The 16,055-nt window shown below is 66.0% G+C and carries 14 protein-coding genes; 8 read left to right on the top strand and 6 right to left on the bottom strand.

Annotation, left to right across the window (positions count from 1 at the left end; genetic code table 11):
• Positions 1-4 precede the first annotated feature (4 nt).
• Both QM588_RS15545 and QM588_RS15540 read right to left on the bottom strand, forming a co-directional pair.
• Positions 5-3,022 carry an AAA family ATPase gene (locus QM588_RS15545; RefSeq protein WP_283314537.1) on the bottom strand — a complete coding sequence of 1,006 codons (3,018 nt, stop codon included), beginning with the start codon at positions 3,020-3,022 and terminating at the stop codon, positions 5-7.
• Positions 3,019-4,209 carry an exonuclease SbcCD subunit D gene (locus QM588_RS15540; protein ID WP_283314535.1) on the bottom strand — a complete coding sequence of 397 codons (1,191 nt, stop codon included), beginning with the start codon at positions 4,207-4,209 and terminating at the stop codon, positions 3,019-3,021. The genes QM588_RS15545 and QM588_RS15540 overlap by 4 nt, the downstream gene beginning before the upstream one ends.
• 123 nt (positions 4,210-4,332) lie before the next feature.
• On the opposite strand from QM588_RS15540, the gene QM588_RS15535 reads away from it, so the two are divergent.
• Positions 4,333-5,499: a DNA recombination protein RmuC gene (locus QM588_RS15535; RefSeq protein WP_283314533.1), complete on the top strand. Its 1,167-nt coding sequence runs from the start codon at positions 4,333-4,335 to the stop codon at positions 5,497-5,499.
• A gap of 20 nt (positions 5,500-5,519) precedes the next feature.
• The gene (locus QM588_RS15530; protein WP_283314530.1) at positions 5,520-6,623 is read left to right on the top strand and encodes a DUF6542 domain-containing protein; all 1,104 of its coding nucleotides are present in this window, start codon (positions 5,520-5,522) and stop codon (positions 6,621-6,623) included.
• A gap of 19 nt (positions 6,624-6,642) precedes the next feature.
• On the opposite strand, the gene QM588_RS15525 is transcribed toward QM588_RS15530, so the two are convergent.
• A complete protein-coding gene (locus QM588_RS15525; RefSeq protein WP_283314529.1) occupies positions 6,643-7,665 on the bottom strand; it encodes a 4-hydroxy-3-methylbut-2-enyl diphosphate reductase in 1,023 nt (340 codons plus the stop codon).
• Between the two features lie 96 nt (positions 7,666-7,761).
• Between QM588_RS15525 and QM588_RS15520 the strand changes: the two genes are divergently transcribed.
• The 3 genes from QM588_RS15520 to QM588_RS15510 are packed head-to-tail and all read left to right on the top strand — an operon-like array spanning position 7,762 to position 9,892.
• Positions 7,762-8,379, top strand: a complete 618-nt coding sequence (locus tag QM588_RS15520) for a lipid droplet-associated protein (protein WP_283314528.1) — start codon at positions 7,762-7,764, stop codon at positions 8,377-8,379.
• Entirely contained in the window at positions 8,376-9,638 is a 1,263-nt protein-coding gene (xseA, locus tag QM588_RS15515) for an exodeoxyribonuclease VII large subunit (protein WP_027498132.1), read from the top strand. Before QM588_RS15520 ends, xseA begins: the two co-directional genes overlap by 4 nt.
• A 29-nt stretch (positions 9,639-9,667) precedes the next feature.
• On the top strand, positions 9,668-9,892 hold the full coding sequence (locus tag QM588_RS15510; RefSeq protein ID WP_283314524.1) for an exodeoxyribonuclease VII small subunit: 225 nt from the start codon (positions 9,668-9,670) through the stop codon (positions 9,890-9,892).
• Here the strand turns inward: QM588_RS15510 and QM588_RS15505 are convergent.
• Entirely contained in the window at positions 9,889-10,458 is a 570-nt protein-coding gene (locus tag QM588_RS15505; RefSeq protein WP_283314522.1) for a DUF4245 domain-containing protein, read from the bottom strand. The genes QM588_RS15510 and QM588_RS15505 overlap by 4 nt on opposite strands.
• Before the next feature lie 135 nt (positions 10,459-10,593).
• On the opposite strand from QM588_RS15505, the gene glpX reads away from it, so the two are divergent.
• Together glpX and QM588_RS15495 are read left to right on the top strand one after the other, a co-directional pair.
• Positions 10,594-11,634 (top strand): class II fructose-bisphosphatase, encoded by a 1,041-nt coding sequence (gene glpX / locus QM588_RS15500; protein ID WP_222093703.1) that lies wholly within the window; start codon positions 10,594-10,596, stop codon positions 11,632-11,634.
• A 32-nt stretch (positions 11,635-11,666) separates the two neighbouring features.
• Positions 11,667-13,070 (top strand): class II fumarate hydratase, encoded by a 1,404-nt coding sequence (locus QM588_RS15495; protein ID WP_027498136.1) that lies wholly within the window; start codon positions 11,667-11,669, stop codon positions 13,068-13,070.
• Positions 13,071-13,162: 92 nt separating this feature from the next.
• Here QM588_RS15495 and QM588_RS15490 read toward each other — a convergent pair whose 3' ends face one another.
• Positions 13,163-14,020: an acyl-ACP desaturase gene (locus tag QM588_RS15490; RefSeq protein ID WP_283314519.1), complete on the bottom strand. Its 858-nt coding sequence runs from the start codon at positions 14,018-14,020 to the stop codon at positions 13,163-13,165.
• Positions 14,021-14,245: 225 nt separating this feature from the next.
• Here QM588_RS15490 and QM588_RS15485 point away from each other — a divergent pair, with 225 nt between their 5' ends.
• Positions 14,246-14,653, top strand: a complete 408-nt coding sequence (locus QM588_RS15485) for a limonene-1,2-epoxide hydrolase family protein (RefSeq protein WP_283314517.1) — start codon at positions 14,246-14,248, stop codon at positions 14,651-14,653.
• Between the two features lie 54 nt (positions 14,654-14,707).
• Here the strand turns inward: QM588_RS15485 and QM588_RS15480 are convergent, their stop codons facing one another.
• On the bottom strand, positions 14,708-16,033 hold the full coding sequence (locus tag QM588_RS15480) for a PhoH family protein (protein ID WP_027498140.1): 1,326 nt from the start codon (positions 16,031-16,033) through the stop codon (positions 14,708-14,710).
• Between the last annotated feature and the right edge of the window lie 22 nt (positions 16,034-16,055).

The following is a 16,055-nucleotide window of genomic DNA, read 5'->3' as shown; positions in this document are numbered from 1 at the left end:
CCGATCAGGACGCGACGACCTGCAATGTCGAGCCCGCGCGTCCACGCTTGACGTAGAGGCGGCTCGGAATGCGCTGACGCATTTCGTCGACGTGACTGACGACTCCGACGACGCGGCCGCCCGCACGTAATTCGTCGAGCACGGCCATCACCGATTCCAGCGTGTCTGCATCCAGCGTGCCGAACCCCTCATCGATGAACATGGTGTCGAGCACGACCCCGCCGGATTCGGCGGCCACGACATCGGCGAGACCCAGCGCGAGCGAGAGCGACGCCAGAAACGCCTCGCCGCCCGACAACGTCTTGGCCGACCGCACCACACCGGTGTAGTCGTCGCGGATGTCGAGACCGAGTCCACCCCGCTTTCCGCGAACGCCGGCCTCGTCGGAGTGCACGAATTCGTAACGACCGGAGGACATCCGACGCAAGCGTGCCGATGCCGACTCGGCGACGTCCTCGAGACGGGACGCAAGCACGTAGGACCGCAGCGACATCTTGCGTGCATTCTGCCCACGCCCGGCGACCACATCCGCCAGGTTGGCGAGCTCGTCGAACTCGGCGCGTTGCGGCGCGATGGCCGCAGCCGCGACGAACAGTTCGGCGACCAACCGCTCGAGATCGTCCGCGCGTCGGCGACACTCGGCCACCTCCCCCGCGGCAACCTTCGCCGCGCCGTCCAGTTCGGCGAACCGGGCACGCAGCGGATCCAGGTCGATCGGCGGTTGCCCGCTCTGGGCGACGATGCCGGGTTCGAGCAGCACGTGTTCGGCGTGTGCCCGACGCTCCTCTGCCAGACGAAGCTCGGTCTCGATCTGCTCGACGCGGTCCTTTGTGAGAACGGCATCTGCTGCTGCATCGGCGGAATCGAAGTTCGATGCCGATACCCGTCGATCCAGTTCGCCGCGCAGCGCGGCATGCTGCTCGCTGGCGTCGAGCCAGGCGATTCGCGCTTCCTGCAGTCGGCGGGCACCGTCGATCAGCTTCTCGCACTCGGCAATTCGCTCGGTCAACGACGTGCCTTCGGCAATTTCCTCGGCTACCGACGCTCGCATCTGCGCCACCGATCGCTCGGTGGCTGCGATGCGTTCGTCGAGCGCGCTGCGCCTGGCGACGAGATCCTGCAGCGTGACCGCCAACGCATCCGACTCGGCGCGCAACCGGCGCAGCTCGGCCGTCGCCGGGTCGAAGTCGGCGACCCTCGCTCGAGCGTCTCGGACGGCACTCGTCGCCGCATCGAGGGTGTGAGCAAGCTCCGCGGCGGAAGCACCGCCCGTCCGGTCGTGCAGCAGATCCACCGCACGACTGGCGTCGGCAACGGCCGCGATCGACCGTTCCAACTCGGCAGCGCACTTTCGCTCCGCAGCGGCAGCCTTGTCCTCCTGCGCTTTCGTGACCGTCGACGTGGCGGCAGCCGCCGGATTCGGATGCTCGGCGGACCCGCACACGACACAGGGCGCACCCGGCTCGAGGCGGGCAGCCAGCTCTGCGGCCATACCGTCGATGCGGCGTTCGCGCAGCTCGAGCAAATGTTCCCAGGCGCTGTTGCGCGCGGTTGCGGCACGGTCCCTGACGCGTTCTGCCTCGACGAGAACGGCTCGGGTCCGCACCAATTCGAGGGCCGACTCGGCGACCGCCTGAGCGCGGGCGCACCGCTCGTCCAGTCCGGGCAGCTCGGCAGCGGCCGCAGCTGCGCGCGCCACCCGCGCTTCGACGGCGGCGAGGGTCTCGGGAAGTGTCGCCCGTTTCGACGCCGTGCGCTCGATGGCAGCAACGGTCTCGGCGCGCTGTGCGCGCTGTTCTTCGAGCTCGTCGTCCAGCCGGTCGGCCTCACGGGCGATTCCGAGCAGCGACTGCAGCCGTGCGACATCGGTGGTCCACGCTCGCACGAACTCGGCAACCACAGCTCGCTCGTCGACCGGATCGGTCTGTGCCGGCGGCCAATGCAAGGCGTCGTGGAAGCGCTTGCCCGCCGCGGATGTCGGCAGTGCCTGTTCCGCGGCGGTCAGCGCTGCGGTGGCCGCATCTGCGGTGGTGGCTGCAAGGCGCAGATCGGCAACGGCGTCGGCGATGGGACCCGCAGCAGCAGAGTCGGCAAGTTCGGCGCGTCGCGCTGCTCGGGTGGCCTCGCCGTCCCGGTACTGCGCGAGTTGCTCTTCCGCGATGGCGCGTCGGCGCTGCAGGTCCAGGGCGCTGGTGGCCTCGGCCAGCGCGGCGGACGCACGCCCGGCCGCCGCGTCGACCAGCACCGCACGACCCTGGGCGAGAGTTCTGTTCTGCCGTGCACCGTCCAGAACTCGTGCCGCCCATTCGAGGGGATCCGGGGCCTGCTCACCGGGCGCGGCGTCGGTGGACGGCTCGGGTACGCCAGCGGCCTGGGACACTCTGCCCAGCATGATGTCGATGGCCTGGTCGGCGTCGGCAAGACCGGCTGCCAATTCTCGACGGCGCTCGGCAAACCATTCCTCCACGTCGCCGAATCTGCCTGTGTCGAAAAGTCTTTCGAGTAGGTTTCCTCGCTCGTCGCTGTCTGCTCGCAGAAACTTCGCGAACTCGCCCTGCGGCAACAACACCACTTGAAAGAACTGGTCGGCACTCATTCCGAGCAACCCGTTGACCGCGTCGCCGATCTCGTTCAGCCGCGTCAGATTCTGCCCACGCCCGTCGAGCCAGGTGAGACTCGCCTTGGCATTCTGTTTGGTGGTGCCGGCAGTCCTGAGCTTGGGGCGCAGAAACTCCGGACTGCGCACGATGCGGATTCGTCGTCCGCCGAGCGTTGCTTCGAGGGTCACCTGGGGGACGGCACCTGTCGCCGCGTGGTCGGACAGCAGCCTCTTGCCCTCCCGCCGTGCTCCGGGAACGGTGCCGTAGAGCGCAAAGGCAACGGCGTCGAGCACCGTCGTCTTCCCGGCTCCGGTCTGGCCGTGCAACAGAAACAGCCCGTCGGCTCCCAGCGCGTCGAAATCGACCGTCTCCGTTCCCGCGAAGGGGCCGAAGGCGGTGATCTCGAGTGAATGCAGCCTCATGCAGCGCCGCGGTCAGCGGTGCTCGCCGGTGTGCGCGTGGATTCGGCCTCGCGCTGCACGGAAGCAAGAGCGCGCTCGAAGAGCGCGGACTCGGCTGCGGTGGGCGCGCTACGCATGTCCGTCAGGAACGACGTCGCGATCTCGAGGTCGCTGCGGCCGCGGACACGATCGCGATACCGAAGCCCCCCGCCGTCTTCGGGTCGACGCCACTCGAGATGGATCGCGTGCCGAAAACGCTGTTGCAGCAACCGCATTGCATCGACAGGACGTACCTCGTCGGTCAGCACCGCCGAGACGTAGTGATCCTCGTAGTCGGAAAAGGCTGCGTGAGTGGTCAATTCCTCGACCGTGCCCTCGATGCGGGCGAGACCGCGAACCACCGGCAAGTCCACTCGATCGACGCTGCCGAGCCCGTCGGCGTCGAGTTCGAGAATCCACACGGCCTTACGGTGCGAGCGTTCGCCGAACGAGTACGGCAACGGGGAGCCGGAGTACCGGACCCGCTCGGTGAGTGTCTGCGGAGAATGCAGGTGCCCCAGTGCCACGTAGTCGACACCGTCGAATGCCGATGCCGGTGCGGTTTCGATTCCCCCGGACGAAATCGATCGCTCCGAACCTGTCGCTTCGCCGCCGACGATGAACGCATGCGCGAGGACGACGGACCGAACAGGCTGCCCTGCTTCGTCTCTCGCTGCGAGGTCGGCGCGCACCAGGTCCATGGCAGCATCGAGCACCTCGGCGTGCGTCCGTGCCGCCGGAACGTCGAGTTCGACTCGGGTGGTCTCGGGCTCGAGGTACGGAATGCCGTAGAACGCAACCGATCCGTGCTCGTCCTCGACGACCACCGGGGTCGCGACGCTGCCGACCTTGGTCATCAGATGAAGTCCACCGGCCGAGGCGAACGCAGCTCCGGCACCCAACCGAGCAGGCGAATCGTGGTTCCCCGACGTCGCGACGATGACGGCTCCGGCGGCTCGGATCGCTTCGAGTCCGCGATTGCAGACCACTACGGCATCCGCGCTCGGCACAGCGCGATCGTAGATATCGCCCGGGACGACGACCACGTCGATCGACTGTGCGGCAACCAGTTCCGCGATGGACTCGAGCACTGCGCCCTGATCGGCCAACAGGTCGACACCGTGAAAGGTGCGACCTATGTGCCAGTCCGAGGTGTGCAGGATTCTCATGTCGACGACGCTATCGGCAACCACCGACAAACTATTCGAGGCTCGTCGGCCTGTCGGGCGTGAGCATCGACCCACAGCTCGCCTCGCCCGAACTTGTCGGTGGCGTACTGCATCATCGGCACCATGAACATTCTCACCGCGCTCGGCCTGCTCGTCGCCCTCGCCATCGGCGGCGTGGTGGGGTGGCTGTTGCATGCCTCTCGGGTGGGTGATCGGGCCGTACGAGCGGAGGCACAGCTGGCGGCTCTACGCCAGAACGAGGCGCTGCTGCGCCAGTCGCTGAGCGCGGTGAACGAGGATTCCGCGCGGCGCAATTCGACGGTCATCGGCCAACAGGTGTCCCATCTGGTGGAGCCACTGCACGACGCCGTCGACGCCCTGGCCGAGCACGTGCGAGAAGTCGAGCACCACCGCATCAGGGCGTACGCGGGGCTGTCGGAACAGGTCACCGGAATGCATCGCGCATCGATGCAGCTCTCCATGCAGACCGGACAACTGGTCACCGCACTGCGCGCACCGCAGATCCGAGGTCGGTGGGGCGAGATCCAGCTCGAACGGGTCGTCGAACTCGCCGGAATGGTCAAGCACTGCGACTTCGACACTCAGGTGAGCAAGGACGGCTTTCGACCCGACATGATCGTTCGCCTCGCCGGCGATCGGCAGATCGTCGTCGACGCCAAGGTGCCGTTCGCGGCCTACCTCGACGCCGCGCAGGACGAAGATCCCGGTGCTCGCGACAAGCATCTGCGCCGCCACGCCAAGCAGTTGCGCACCCACATCGATCAACTGGCCGACAAGGCCTACTGGGAGGCATTCGAGCCGACTCCGGAGTTCGTCGTCCTGTTCGTTCCCGGAGATCCTTTTCTCGACGCCGCGCTGACGTCGGATACGAGCCTGCTGGAGTACGCCTTCGGCCGGAACGTGATTCTTGCCACCCCGACCACTCTGGTCGCTCTGCTGCGTACCGTCGCGTACACCTGGAAGCAGGAGTCGATCGCCGAGGACGCGGCGCGGATCCACCAGCTGGGCCGCGAACTGTACGGCCGCATCGGAATCGTCTCGACACATCTCGACAAGCTCGGAGCCCACCTCGGCAAGGCCGTGGAGTCCTTCAACTCCACAGTCGGGTCGGTCGACAGCAGGGTGGGTGTCACCGCACGCAGGCTGCACGAGCTCGAGCTGTTCGACGCCGAACCGGTGGAGATCGCACGCGTGGACGAGCGCCCCAAGCTGTCCGATTCGTCCCGCTACCGGCACGACTTCGGTCATGTCAGCGATGCAGTGGGCTGAACTACGGCTAACCTCGAGGGGTGTCTACCTCCCAACGTGCCCGATCCGGGGTACCGCTGGATCACCGATCCATCCTCGCGACCCTGCCCGGCGTACCAGCGTGGGGTGCCGTTGCGATCGCCGCAGGGCTGACCTTTCTCGGATTCCTCATCGACGCCGCGCGTGGAACCGAGCTGACCGGTGCGTTCGCGTTCCTCTACATCCTCGGCTGCATCGCGGCGGTATTGCTGGTCCGCTACCGCGGACTGTTCACCGCGATGGTCCAAGCCCCGTTGATTCTGTTCGTGGCGGTGCCGCTGTCGTACCAGTACTTCACCGACAACGCGGGCACCAGCCTCAAGGACATCATCCTGAACGTGGCGATTCCGCTGGTCAACCGATTTCCGCTGATGCTGCTCGGCACCCTCGTGGCCGTCGGCCTCGGCGCGGTGCGCATCGTGCTGAAGCGGCAGAACACCCACGCGCCCGCAGTTCGACGCAGCACGAAGACCGCCGACACTGCTCGGCGTCGCACGAAATCGGAAGACACCCCGCGTCGAAGCACCAGAGTCGGCGAATCCGCTCGCCGAAGCCCCACCTCCGAGGACGACACACTCACCCGGGCACAACGGCGAGCGCAAGAAGAACGTCCTTCACGCGCACGTAGCCGTCGAGCTGCGGCGGACCGTGACGACGTGTCCGCGGTCGAGGCCACCGATATCGTGCCCGAGCCGTACGTGGGCCGACGAGGAGCCTCTCGCGCCGGAACCGACTCCGGTGTCGCGCCACGTCGGCCGGCCACAGCACCCGGAGCGACGCCCGGGTACGCACGGCCGGCGAGTCCGCAGCCCGAGTACCAGCGGCCCTCCCGCTCCCACGCCCAGTACCCGCAGGATCGCACGCCCCCGCCCGGCGTAGCGCGCCCATCGCGGCCGCAGCCGTCCGAGGCACCGTATTCGACGGAACCTCGCCGGGAGCGTTCACCTCGGGTTCAGCCGCCACGCGACGCCGTCGACCCGTACTCCACCGGCGGTCGGCCGACAACCGAACCGGTCGTCGACGATGCGCCTCGGAACGTGCGCCGTGACGACATTCCTCCGCATCCGGTGCCGCAGGTTCGATACCGCGACCGCCACGCAGACTGACCCTACCGACACCGGCCGGTCATGGACCGGTCAAAAAGCGTGCGGGGCGCAACTCGCGGGGCAGGGAGAAGACCAGGGTCTCGTTCGCGGTGGTGACGGGCTGCACGTCCGCGTATCCATGCTCGGCGAACAGGTCGATGACGCCCTGAACCAGGATCTCCGGCACGGACGCTCCCGACGTGATGCCGATGGTCTCGACGCCGTCGAGCCACGCCAGATCGATCTCTTTCGCGTAGTCCACCAGGTAGCTGGCCCGTGCGCCGGCACCGAGGGCGACCTCGACCAGACGCACCGAGTTCGACGAGTTCTTCGAGCCGACGACGATCACCAGATCGCACTCGGGTGCCATTGCTTTCACCGCGACCTGACGGTTCTGCGTGGCGTAGCAGATGTCGTCGCTCGGCGGATCCTGCAAGGTCGGGAACCGCTCACGCAGCTTCGCGACCGTCAACATGGTCTCGTCGACGCTCAGCGTCGTCTGCGAAAGCCAGATGACCTTGTTCTCGTCGCGCACCGTGACGCTGTCCACCGACTCCGGGCCGTCCACGAGCTGGATGTGCTCGGGTGCCTCACCTGCGGTGCCCTCGACCTCTTCGTGGCCCTCGTGTCCGATCAGCAGAATATCGTAGTCGTCCCGGGCGAACCGCTTGGCTTCCTGGTGCACCTTGGTCACCAACGGGCACGTGGCGTCGATCGTGCGCAGGTTCCGCTCGGCGGCAGAAGTGTGCACCGCAGGCGAAACACCGTGCGCCGAGAACACCAGCAGAGAACCCTCGGGCACCTCGTCGGTCTCCTCGACGAACACCGCGCCGCGATCGGACAGCGTCTCGACCACGTGCTTGTTGTGCACGATCTCTTTGCGTACGTACACCGGCGCACCGTGCTGTTCGAGTGCCTTCTCGACGGTCTCGACGGCGCGATCCACGCCCGCGCAGTAGCCGCGCGGCTCGGCGAGAAGCACCCGCTTACCCCCGGTATGCGCGGTCGTGTGCGAGCCGGCGGAGTGTGCGATACCAAGATTCAGAGGAACGGCCGAAGACATACCTCCTAGGATACGTGTACCGCAGCAACCGGGTCATTCCGCAGGCCCTGGCCTGTCGGCTACCCAAAGGCGACGACTTCGGGCAGTCTGGTGTGCATGACTCGACTCCCCTTTGCGGCGCGGGTGGCTGCAGGCGTCGCCGTGACCGTCGTGGAAGAGGCCCGCAAGCTTCCCGGTTCCGCGTTGATGTTGCCCATGACCGTCGTCAGCGAGGCGTTGGCACGCGGCATGCGGCTTCAGCAGCAGGTGACAGCCCTCGCCATCAAGGGCGATCTGGTCATTTCGGCTCTGCCGGTGATCGGAACTCCGCGCGAGGAGCAGCCGTCGTGGGCGAGTTTCGACGAGGACGAGGACGACGCGTACCCCGCCGCATCGAGGTTCGACTCCGCAGCAGTCACCGATGACGTAGATGTTCCCGACGCACCTGTGGCCGAGCCCATCGCAGCGAATGGACGATTCGCCCTGTACTCGACGCCTCCGCTGGACGAACCGGTGCAGGACACGTCGGCGAAGCCCGCAGCAGCTGCGACGAAGCCCGAGATCGTCGAGATGATCGACTTCGACACTCTTGCCCTGGCTCAGTTGCGCGCACGGCTGCGCACGCTGTCCATCGAGGACTTGGAAACCCTGCTCGAGTACGAGAAAGCGACGTCGGCTCGTGCACCGTTCCAGACCATGCTCGCCAACCGAATCACCACCGCCAAGGCGAAGTGAGCACTCCCCCCACTCAGTCCGGCCCCGCTCCATCCGGTGCGAGTACCGCCGAACAACCATGGCCGGTGCGCACCGTCGCGATGAAGGTGGCCGGTTGGATCGACAAACTCGGCAGCATCTGGGTCGAGGGGCAGCTGACGCAGATCAACGCCCGCCCCGGCACACGCACGGCATTTCTGACTCTGCGTGATCCGTCGGCAGACATGTCGTTGTCGGTGACGTGCTCGCCGCAGCTGCTGGATCGCTCGCCCGTCCCGCTGACCGAGGGCGCGCGCGTCATCCTCTACGGCAAGCTGTCGTTCTTCACCGGCCGCGGCACCATTTCGCTGCGCGCCACCGACATTCGCGCTGTGGGTGTCGGCGAACTACTGGCCCGCATCGAACGGCTCCGGGCTCTGCTGGCGGCCGAAGGACTGTTCGACCCGCGACTCAAGCGTCCGCTGCCGTTCCTGCCCGGCACCATCGGGCTCATCACCGCCCGCGCCAGCGCAGCCGAGAAGGACGTCCTCACCGTCGCGCAGAGGCGTTGGCCCGCAGTGCGATTCGAGGTACGGAACACTCCGGTTCAGGGTCCACAAGCGGTGCCGGCAATCCTGGACGCACTGAAGGATCTGAACGACGACCCGCGCGTCGACGTCATCGTCCTCGCCCGCGGCGGCGGTAGCGTCGAGGATCTGTTGCCGTTCTCCGACGAGGCACTGTGCCGAGCCATCTCACGTGCGACGACGCCGATCGTCAGCGCCATCGGACACGAGCCCGACAGTCCCCTCAGCGATCACGTCGCCGACCTACGTGCTGCCACCCCCACCGATGCCGCCAAGCTCGTGGTGCCCGACGCCGTCGCCGAACAAGCGTTGGTCGCGGAACTGAAAGCCAGAAGCGCTGCAGCGCTCCGCAATTGGGTGGAACGGGAGGCGCGCGGGCTGGAGATGCTGCGGCATCGACCCGTGTTGGCCGATCCGTTGGCGGCCCTCGAACAGCGTCGCGAGGAAGTTCGGCGACTCGCCGACGCAGCTCGACGCGACGTGCAGCGCGAGCTGACCACCCAGGACACGCTCGTCGAACATCTGCGGGCGAGGCTGTCGACGCTGGGGCCTGCTGCCACACTTGCTCGGGGCTATGCCGTCGTACAGCGGGTGGTGCCGGGCGCCGATCCCGAGGTATTGCGTTCGGTCGAGGACGCGCCGCCGGGTACACAGATCAGGGTGCGGGTGGCCGACGGTGCCGTCACCGCCGCAGTCATGGGCCGAGTGAAATGACGCCGAGTGAAAAGACAGAGGGAGATTCGATGAGCGAGAACGAAGACAAGCCGGTATCCGAACTGGGCTACGAGGAAGCCCGCGACGAGCTGGTCGGAGTGGTGAAGATCCTCGAGCAGGGCGGGCTCGATCTCGACGCATCCCTCGCTCTGTGGGAGCGCGGCGAACTGCTGGCGACGCGCTGCGAGGAACAACTGGCAGGTGCACGTAAGCGCATCGAGACCGCGCTGGCGAGCACCGAGAACGACAGCTAGGGCGCGAGCGGTTCGGTGGCCTCGACCGCAGCCGCGAGAGTGGTGAATTCCTCGGTGTTCGCCGTGCCGCCCAACAGAATTCGTACGTCACCGAAGTCCGAGACCCAGTAGATGCGCGAGCCTTCCTCGCCGTACACGACCCAGTCTCGACCCGAGACGTTCTGCGCGCCCGACGCGTACACCGTCTCCCCGGCCACGAACGGCACCACCAGTTCCTCGGACGCAGCCGTCTGAGTCAGCTGCAGGTACGCACCCGATCCGGTGATGTATCCGACAGTCGACGCCGCTCCACCGCTATCGCCGGAAATGGTCGCGCGACTCCCCGAATTGGGCGTCCATTCCTCGGGAACGACCGGATTGCGCACCGGGAAACCGATTTCCGCCGCGTCGTACTGCAGAGCGGAGTTCACGTCGAAGTTGGGAATGGGTCCCTGCTTGGGTCCGCCGGGGCTCAACGAGCACTGACTGGCTACGCCTGCGATCAACAAACACGCAATGACCAGCGGAATCAGCGACCAGACCATGTCGCGGTTGTTGTTGAGAATCCGAGGTTTGCTGTTTGCCACATCTCCAGTATCCCCTCTGCGGCGCAGTGCTCGGTCGGCGCGTACCTCACAGTCGACCCGACCCCACCGCGGGCATCACAGAAATGAGATAATCCTGCCTGGGTAACACCCCACCAACCAGGAGGCTACAAACCGATGACGGCCAGCACCGAGTCCACTCGCGCCATGGCGCCAGATCGCAACCTCGCACTCGAACTCGTCCGCGTCACCGAGGCCGGTGCGCTCGCCTCGGGTCGCTGGGTCGGTCGCGGCGACAAGGAAGGTGGCGACGGAGCAGCAGTCGACGCGATGCGTCAGTTGGTCAGCTCGGTCTCCATGCGCGGCGTCGTCGTCATCGGCGAAGGCGAGAAGGACGAAGCGCCGATGCTCTACAACGGCGAGCAGGTCGGCAACGGAAACGGACCCGAGGTGGACTTCGCCGTCGACCCCGTCGACGGAACCACCCTGATGGCCAAGGGCATGCCCAACGCCATCTCGGTACTCGCCGTCGCCGAACGTGGCGCGATGTTCGATCCCTCGGCCGTGTTCTACATGGAGAAGATCGCCGTCGGACCCGATTACGCCGACGTCATCGACATCACCGCCCCCGTCGCCGAGAACATCGCCCGCATCGCCAAGATCAAGAAGGGTTCCGCCTCCGACGTGACGGTGTGCATCCTCGATCGCCCCCGGCATGCCGAACTGATCCAGCAGGTACGCGACGCCGGGTCACGCATCCGGTTGATCTCCGACGGTGACGTCGCCGGTGCCATCGCCGCCGCCCGTCCCGACTCCGGTACCGACATGCTCATCGGCACCGGCGGAACACCCGAGGGCATCATTGCGGCCGCCGCGATGCGCTGCATGGACGGTGCCATCCTGGGCCGTCTGGCACCCACGGACGACACCGAGAAGCAGAAGGCCATCGACGCCGGCCACGACCTCGATCGCGTCCTCGACACCAAGGACCTCGTCTCGGGCGAGAACGTCTTCTTCACCGCCACCGGCGTCACCGACGGCGACCTGCTGCGCGGCGTTCGCTACGCGGGCGGCGGAGCCCACACCCAGTCCATCGTCATGCGCTCCAAGTCCGGCACCGTGCGCATGATCGACGCCTACCACCGCCTCGAGAAGCTGCGCGAGTACTCCTCGGTGGACTTCGACGCCGACGAATCCGGCCAGGCACCGTCCTTCTGATCCCCGAAACCACGACTGGCAAAGTAAGGCTCATGACGCAGACAGACGAACAGCAGTTCCGGATCGAACACGACACCATGGGAGAGGTTCGCGTCCCCATCGACGCACTCTGGCGTGCCCAAACGCAACGTGCGGTGGAGAACTTCCCCATCTCGGGCCGCCCGCTCGAGCGCACCCAGATCCGCGCGATGGGCCTGCTCAAGGCAGCCTGCGCGCAGGTCAACAAGGATCTCGGTCTGCTCGACGGCGCATTGGCCGATGCGATCATCGCCGCAGCCAACGAAATCGCCGAGGGCAAGCACGACGATCAGTTCCCGATCGACGTCTTCCAGACCGGCTCGGGCACCAGCTCCAACATGAATGCCAACGAGGTCATCGCGTCGATCGCCAAGGCCAACGGCGTCGAGGTGCACCCCAACGACCACGTGAACATGTCGCAGTCGTCCAACGACACGTTCCCGACGGCAACGCACGTCGCCGCCACCGAAGCAGCCGTCACCTCCCTGGTGCCTGCGCTTCGGCACCTGCACGAAGCTCTGGTGACCAAGGCCACCGAGTGGAAGCACGTCGTCAAGTCCGGACGCACCCACCTGATGGATGCCGTCCCCGTCACTCTCGGTCAGGAATTCGGCGGCTACGCCCGGCAGATCGAGGCCGGTATCGAGCGCGTCGAAGCCACCCTGCCGCGTCTGGGTGAACTGCCCATCGGCGGCACCGCCGTCGGCACCGGCCTCAACGCACCCGACGGCTTCGGCCCGAAAGTTGTTGCTGCTCTGGTGAAGTCGACGGGCATCGACGCCCTCACCGCTGCCAAGGATTCGTTCGAGGCGCAGGCCGCTCGCGACGGACTGGTCGAGGCATCCGGCGCGCTGCGCACCATCGCAGTGTCACTGACCAAGATCGCCAACGACATTCGCTGGATGGGATCGGGACCGCTCACCGGACTCGGCGAGATCGCACTCCCCGACCTGCAGCCCGGCAGCTCGATCATGCCCGGCAAGGTCAATCCCGTTCTCCCCGAAGCAGTCACACAGGTTGCCGCACAGGTCATCGGCAACGACGCGGCAGTGGCATTCGGCGGCGCATCGGGCGCATTCGAGCTCAACGTCTACATCCCGATGATGGCGCGCAACGTGCTCGAATCCTTCAAGCTGCTCGCCAACGTCTCGGTGCTGTTCGCCGACAAGTGCGTCGTGGGCCTCGAAGCCAACGTCGAGCACCTCAAGACCCTCGCCGAGTCCTCGCCGTCCATCGTGACGCCGCTGAACTCCGCAATCGGCTACGAGGAAGCGGCCGCAGTCGCCAAGCAGGCCCTGAAGGAAAAGAAGACAATCCGTCAGACCGTCATCGACCGCGGACTGATCGGCGACAAGCTCAGCGAAGCAGAACTGGACAAGCGCCTCGACGTCCTCGCCATGGCGAAGGTCAAGGACTAGCTTTCCCGTTCGCCCCGAAACGCGTGAATGGTCCATTGCACCGCCGAGACGTGTGCAATGGACCACTCACGCTTTCGAAAGGGGCCGAAACCTCAGGCCAGGTGCGCGAGTTCTTCGCGTGCCTTCAGGCCGTCCTCACCCAGATCGGTGCGGTCGAAGATCTTCCAGCCTGCGAGCAACGGCTTGAACACCTTGTCGCGTTCCTGGTCGGCGTCGTAGATGCCGGCTTCGGCGAGAGCGGCGACGCTGCTGCCGCGGTCGGGTAGCTCGATCTCGGGGATCTTGAATCCGTTGATGCGGTCGGCCACTGCGCGCGCAGCCTGATCGGGTACGACAGCGAATGCCTCGTCGATGATGTTGGCGTAGAACGTCGACTGCAGCTCGTCGTCGTCGGCAATTTTGCCGAGGATGGTTGCCAGTACCGGATCCTTGCCGAGGGCGATGGTGTTGCGATTACGAAGGGCGGCGGCAGCTTCCTCGATGGCGAAGTGCGCCAGGATGTCGAGCAGCCGCTGGCTGGGGGCGTCGAATCCGAGGGTCATGTGCTCCATCCGAACTCGCTCGAGGGCGACCGGATCGACAGCGCGGGTGAGCACGAGGAAGTTGCGCAGCACGATCGACTGTCGGTTCTCCTCCGACGTCCAGCGGCCCGTCCACTTCCACCAGGCACCGAGGCCGGTGAGGGCGTGGGCCAGTTCCCGGTGGTAGGCGGGGAGGTTGTCGGCTACCAAAACGCCCACCGTGGCGGACAGAATTTCGACGTCGCTCAGGTGCGACTGCTCGGGCGACCAGTCCTCGCCGCCGAGGAACGCGAAGTTCTTGCCGTCGTCGAACGGCGCGAGCTCATGGGGGTGCCAATCACTCGCTGCCTCGATATGGCGTCGTAGATTCTCTTCGACCGCGGGCTCCAAACGGACCAGCAGATCACCGTCGGACAGGTTCGTAGACATGTGGTAACCGTAGCGCCTGCCGCCGAGCGACCGACGCCGTGCCCCTGACCTCTGTGAATTCTCCCAACGGTTCGACATTTTGGCCGAGGCCAACCGGCCATCCAGGCGTTTTCACCCCGGGGACGGTGTCATGTTCGCGATCGAACCGTCCCGCGAGAGTGCATCCGACGTGCAATTCGGTCACACTCGGGTTCTTCGACGGGGATGGATGGAGCGAATCACCACATGACCGATACACAGCAGGCAACCGAGATCGTGGAAGAGCTGTTCGACGCGCTGAGATCTCGCGACACCGATCGTGCGATGACTCTTCTCGACGACCGCGTCGTCTGGCACAACGTGGGACTTCCGAAGGTGCGCGGCACCTCGAACGTCGGACGGTTCCTGGCGCTGCTCGCCAAGCCTGCGTTCGGGTTCGACGTTGTCGTGCACAACATCGCGGCCGACGGAGATGTCGTTCTCACCGAACGCACCGACGTCCTGATCTGGCGTCGGCTCCGCGTCGAGTTCTGGGTGTGCGGATCCTTCGAGCTGCGCGACGGCAAAGTAGCTGTGTGGCGCGACTACTTCGACAACGTCGACTTCCTGAAAGCCGTTGTGCGAGGGGCACTCGGGGCTGCGCTGGGCCGGTGACCCCATGTGAGTGGAACTTCGTAGTGGGCTACGAAGTTCCACTCACGAGGGGCGTCAGGCCCCTGACGGACCGAATTCTTCGAGCATTTCGGTCACCAGTGCGGCGATCGGTGAACGCTCACTGCGGGTGAGGGTGATGTGCGCGAAAAGTGGGTGCCCCTTGAGCTTTTCGATGACGGCAGCAACGCCGTCGTGTCGGCCGACCCGCAGGTTGTCTCGCTGCGCGACGTCGTGAGTGAGTACGACACGTGAACCGCTGCCGAGCCTGGAGAGCACCGTCAGCAGCACGTTGCGCTCGAGCGACTGCGCCTCGTCGACGATCACGAACGAATCGTGGAGCGAGCGACCGCGAATGTGCGTCAGCGGCAACACTTCCAGCATGCCGCGGGCGATGACCTCCTCCATGACCTCCGGGCTGGCCAGTCCTTCGAGGGTGTCGAAGACGGCCTGGCCCCACGGGCCCATCTTCTCGCTCTCACTACCGGGGAGGTAGCCGAGTTCCTGACCACCGACGGCGTAAAGAGGCCGGAAGACAACAACTTTGCGATGTGAGCGACGTTCGAGGACGGCCTCGAGTCCGGCAGTGAGAGCCAGAGCGGACTTACCAGTGCCGGCCTTGCCGCCGAGCGAGACGATGCCGATGCTCTCGTCGAGCAGAAGATCGAGCGCCACGCGCTGTTCCGCCGAACGGCCGTGCAGGCCGAACGCCTCACGCTCGCCGCGCACGAGCTGGAGCTGCTTGTCAGGGGTGACGCGACCCAGCGCACTCTGCCGTCCGGCAAGCAGTCGAACTCCGGTGTGGCACGGGAGGTCTCGGGCCTCGACGAGATCGATGACACCGTCGTTGAACAGGGTGTCCACGGCATCGGAGGGCACCTCGAGCTCGGTCATACCGGTCCATCCGGACGGAACGACGTCGTGAGCGTGGTACTCGTCGGCGGGGAGTCCGACGGCTCCGGCCTTGACGCGCAGCGGGATGTCTTTGCTGACCAACACCACGTCCTTGCCCTCGGCCGCCAGATTCAGGGCGCACGCGAGGATTCTGGAGTCGTTGGAGTCGGTACGAAAACCGACGGGAAGCACCGAAGGATCGGTGTGATTGAGCTCGACTTGCAGTGTGCCACCGGACGTTCCGATGGGAACCGGCTGATCGAGCCGGCCGAATTCGACGCGAAGGTCGTCGAGCATGCGCAAGGATTCCCGCGCGAACCATCCCAGTTCGTGATGGTGGCGTTTGCCCTCCAACTCGCTGATCACGATCAACGGAAGTACCACATTGTGCTCGGCGAACCGGATGACTGCCCAGGGATCCGACAGCAGGACCGAAGTATCGAGCACGAATGTCCGAAGAGGGGCGGAAACGGAGCGTGAAGTGGTCACGTGGGGCTCCTACGTCTGCGCG

The sequence above is a fragment of the Rhodococcus sp. IEGM 1354 genome (genome assembly GCF_030056855.1).
Taxonomy (GTDB): domain Bacteria; phylum Actinomycetota; class Actinomycetes; order Mycobacteriales; family Mycobacteriaceae; genus Rhodococcoides.
This window is presented reverse-complemented; position numbering and strand designations above follow the sequence as displayed.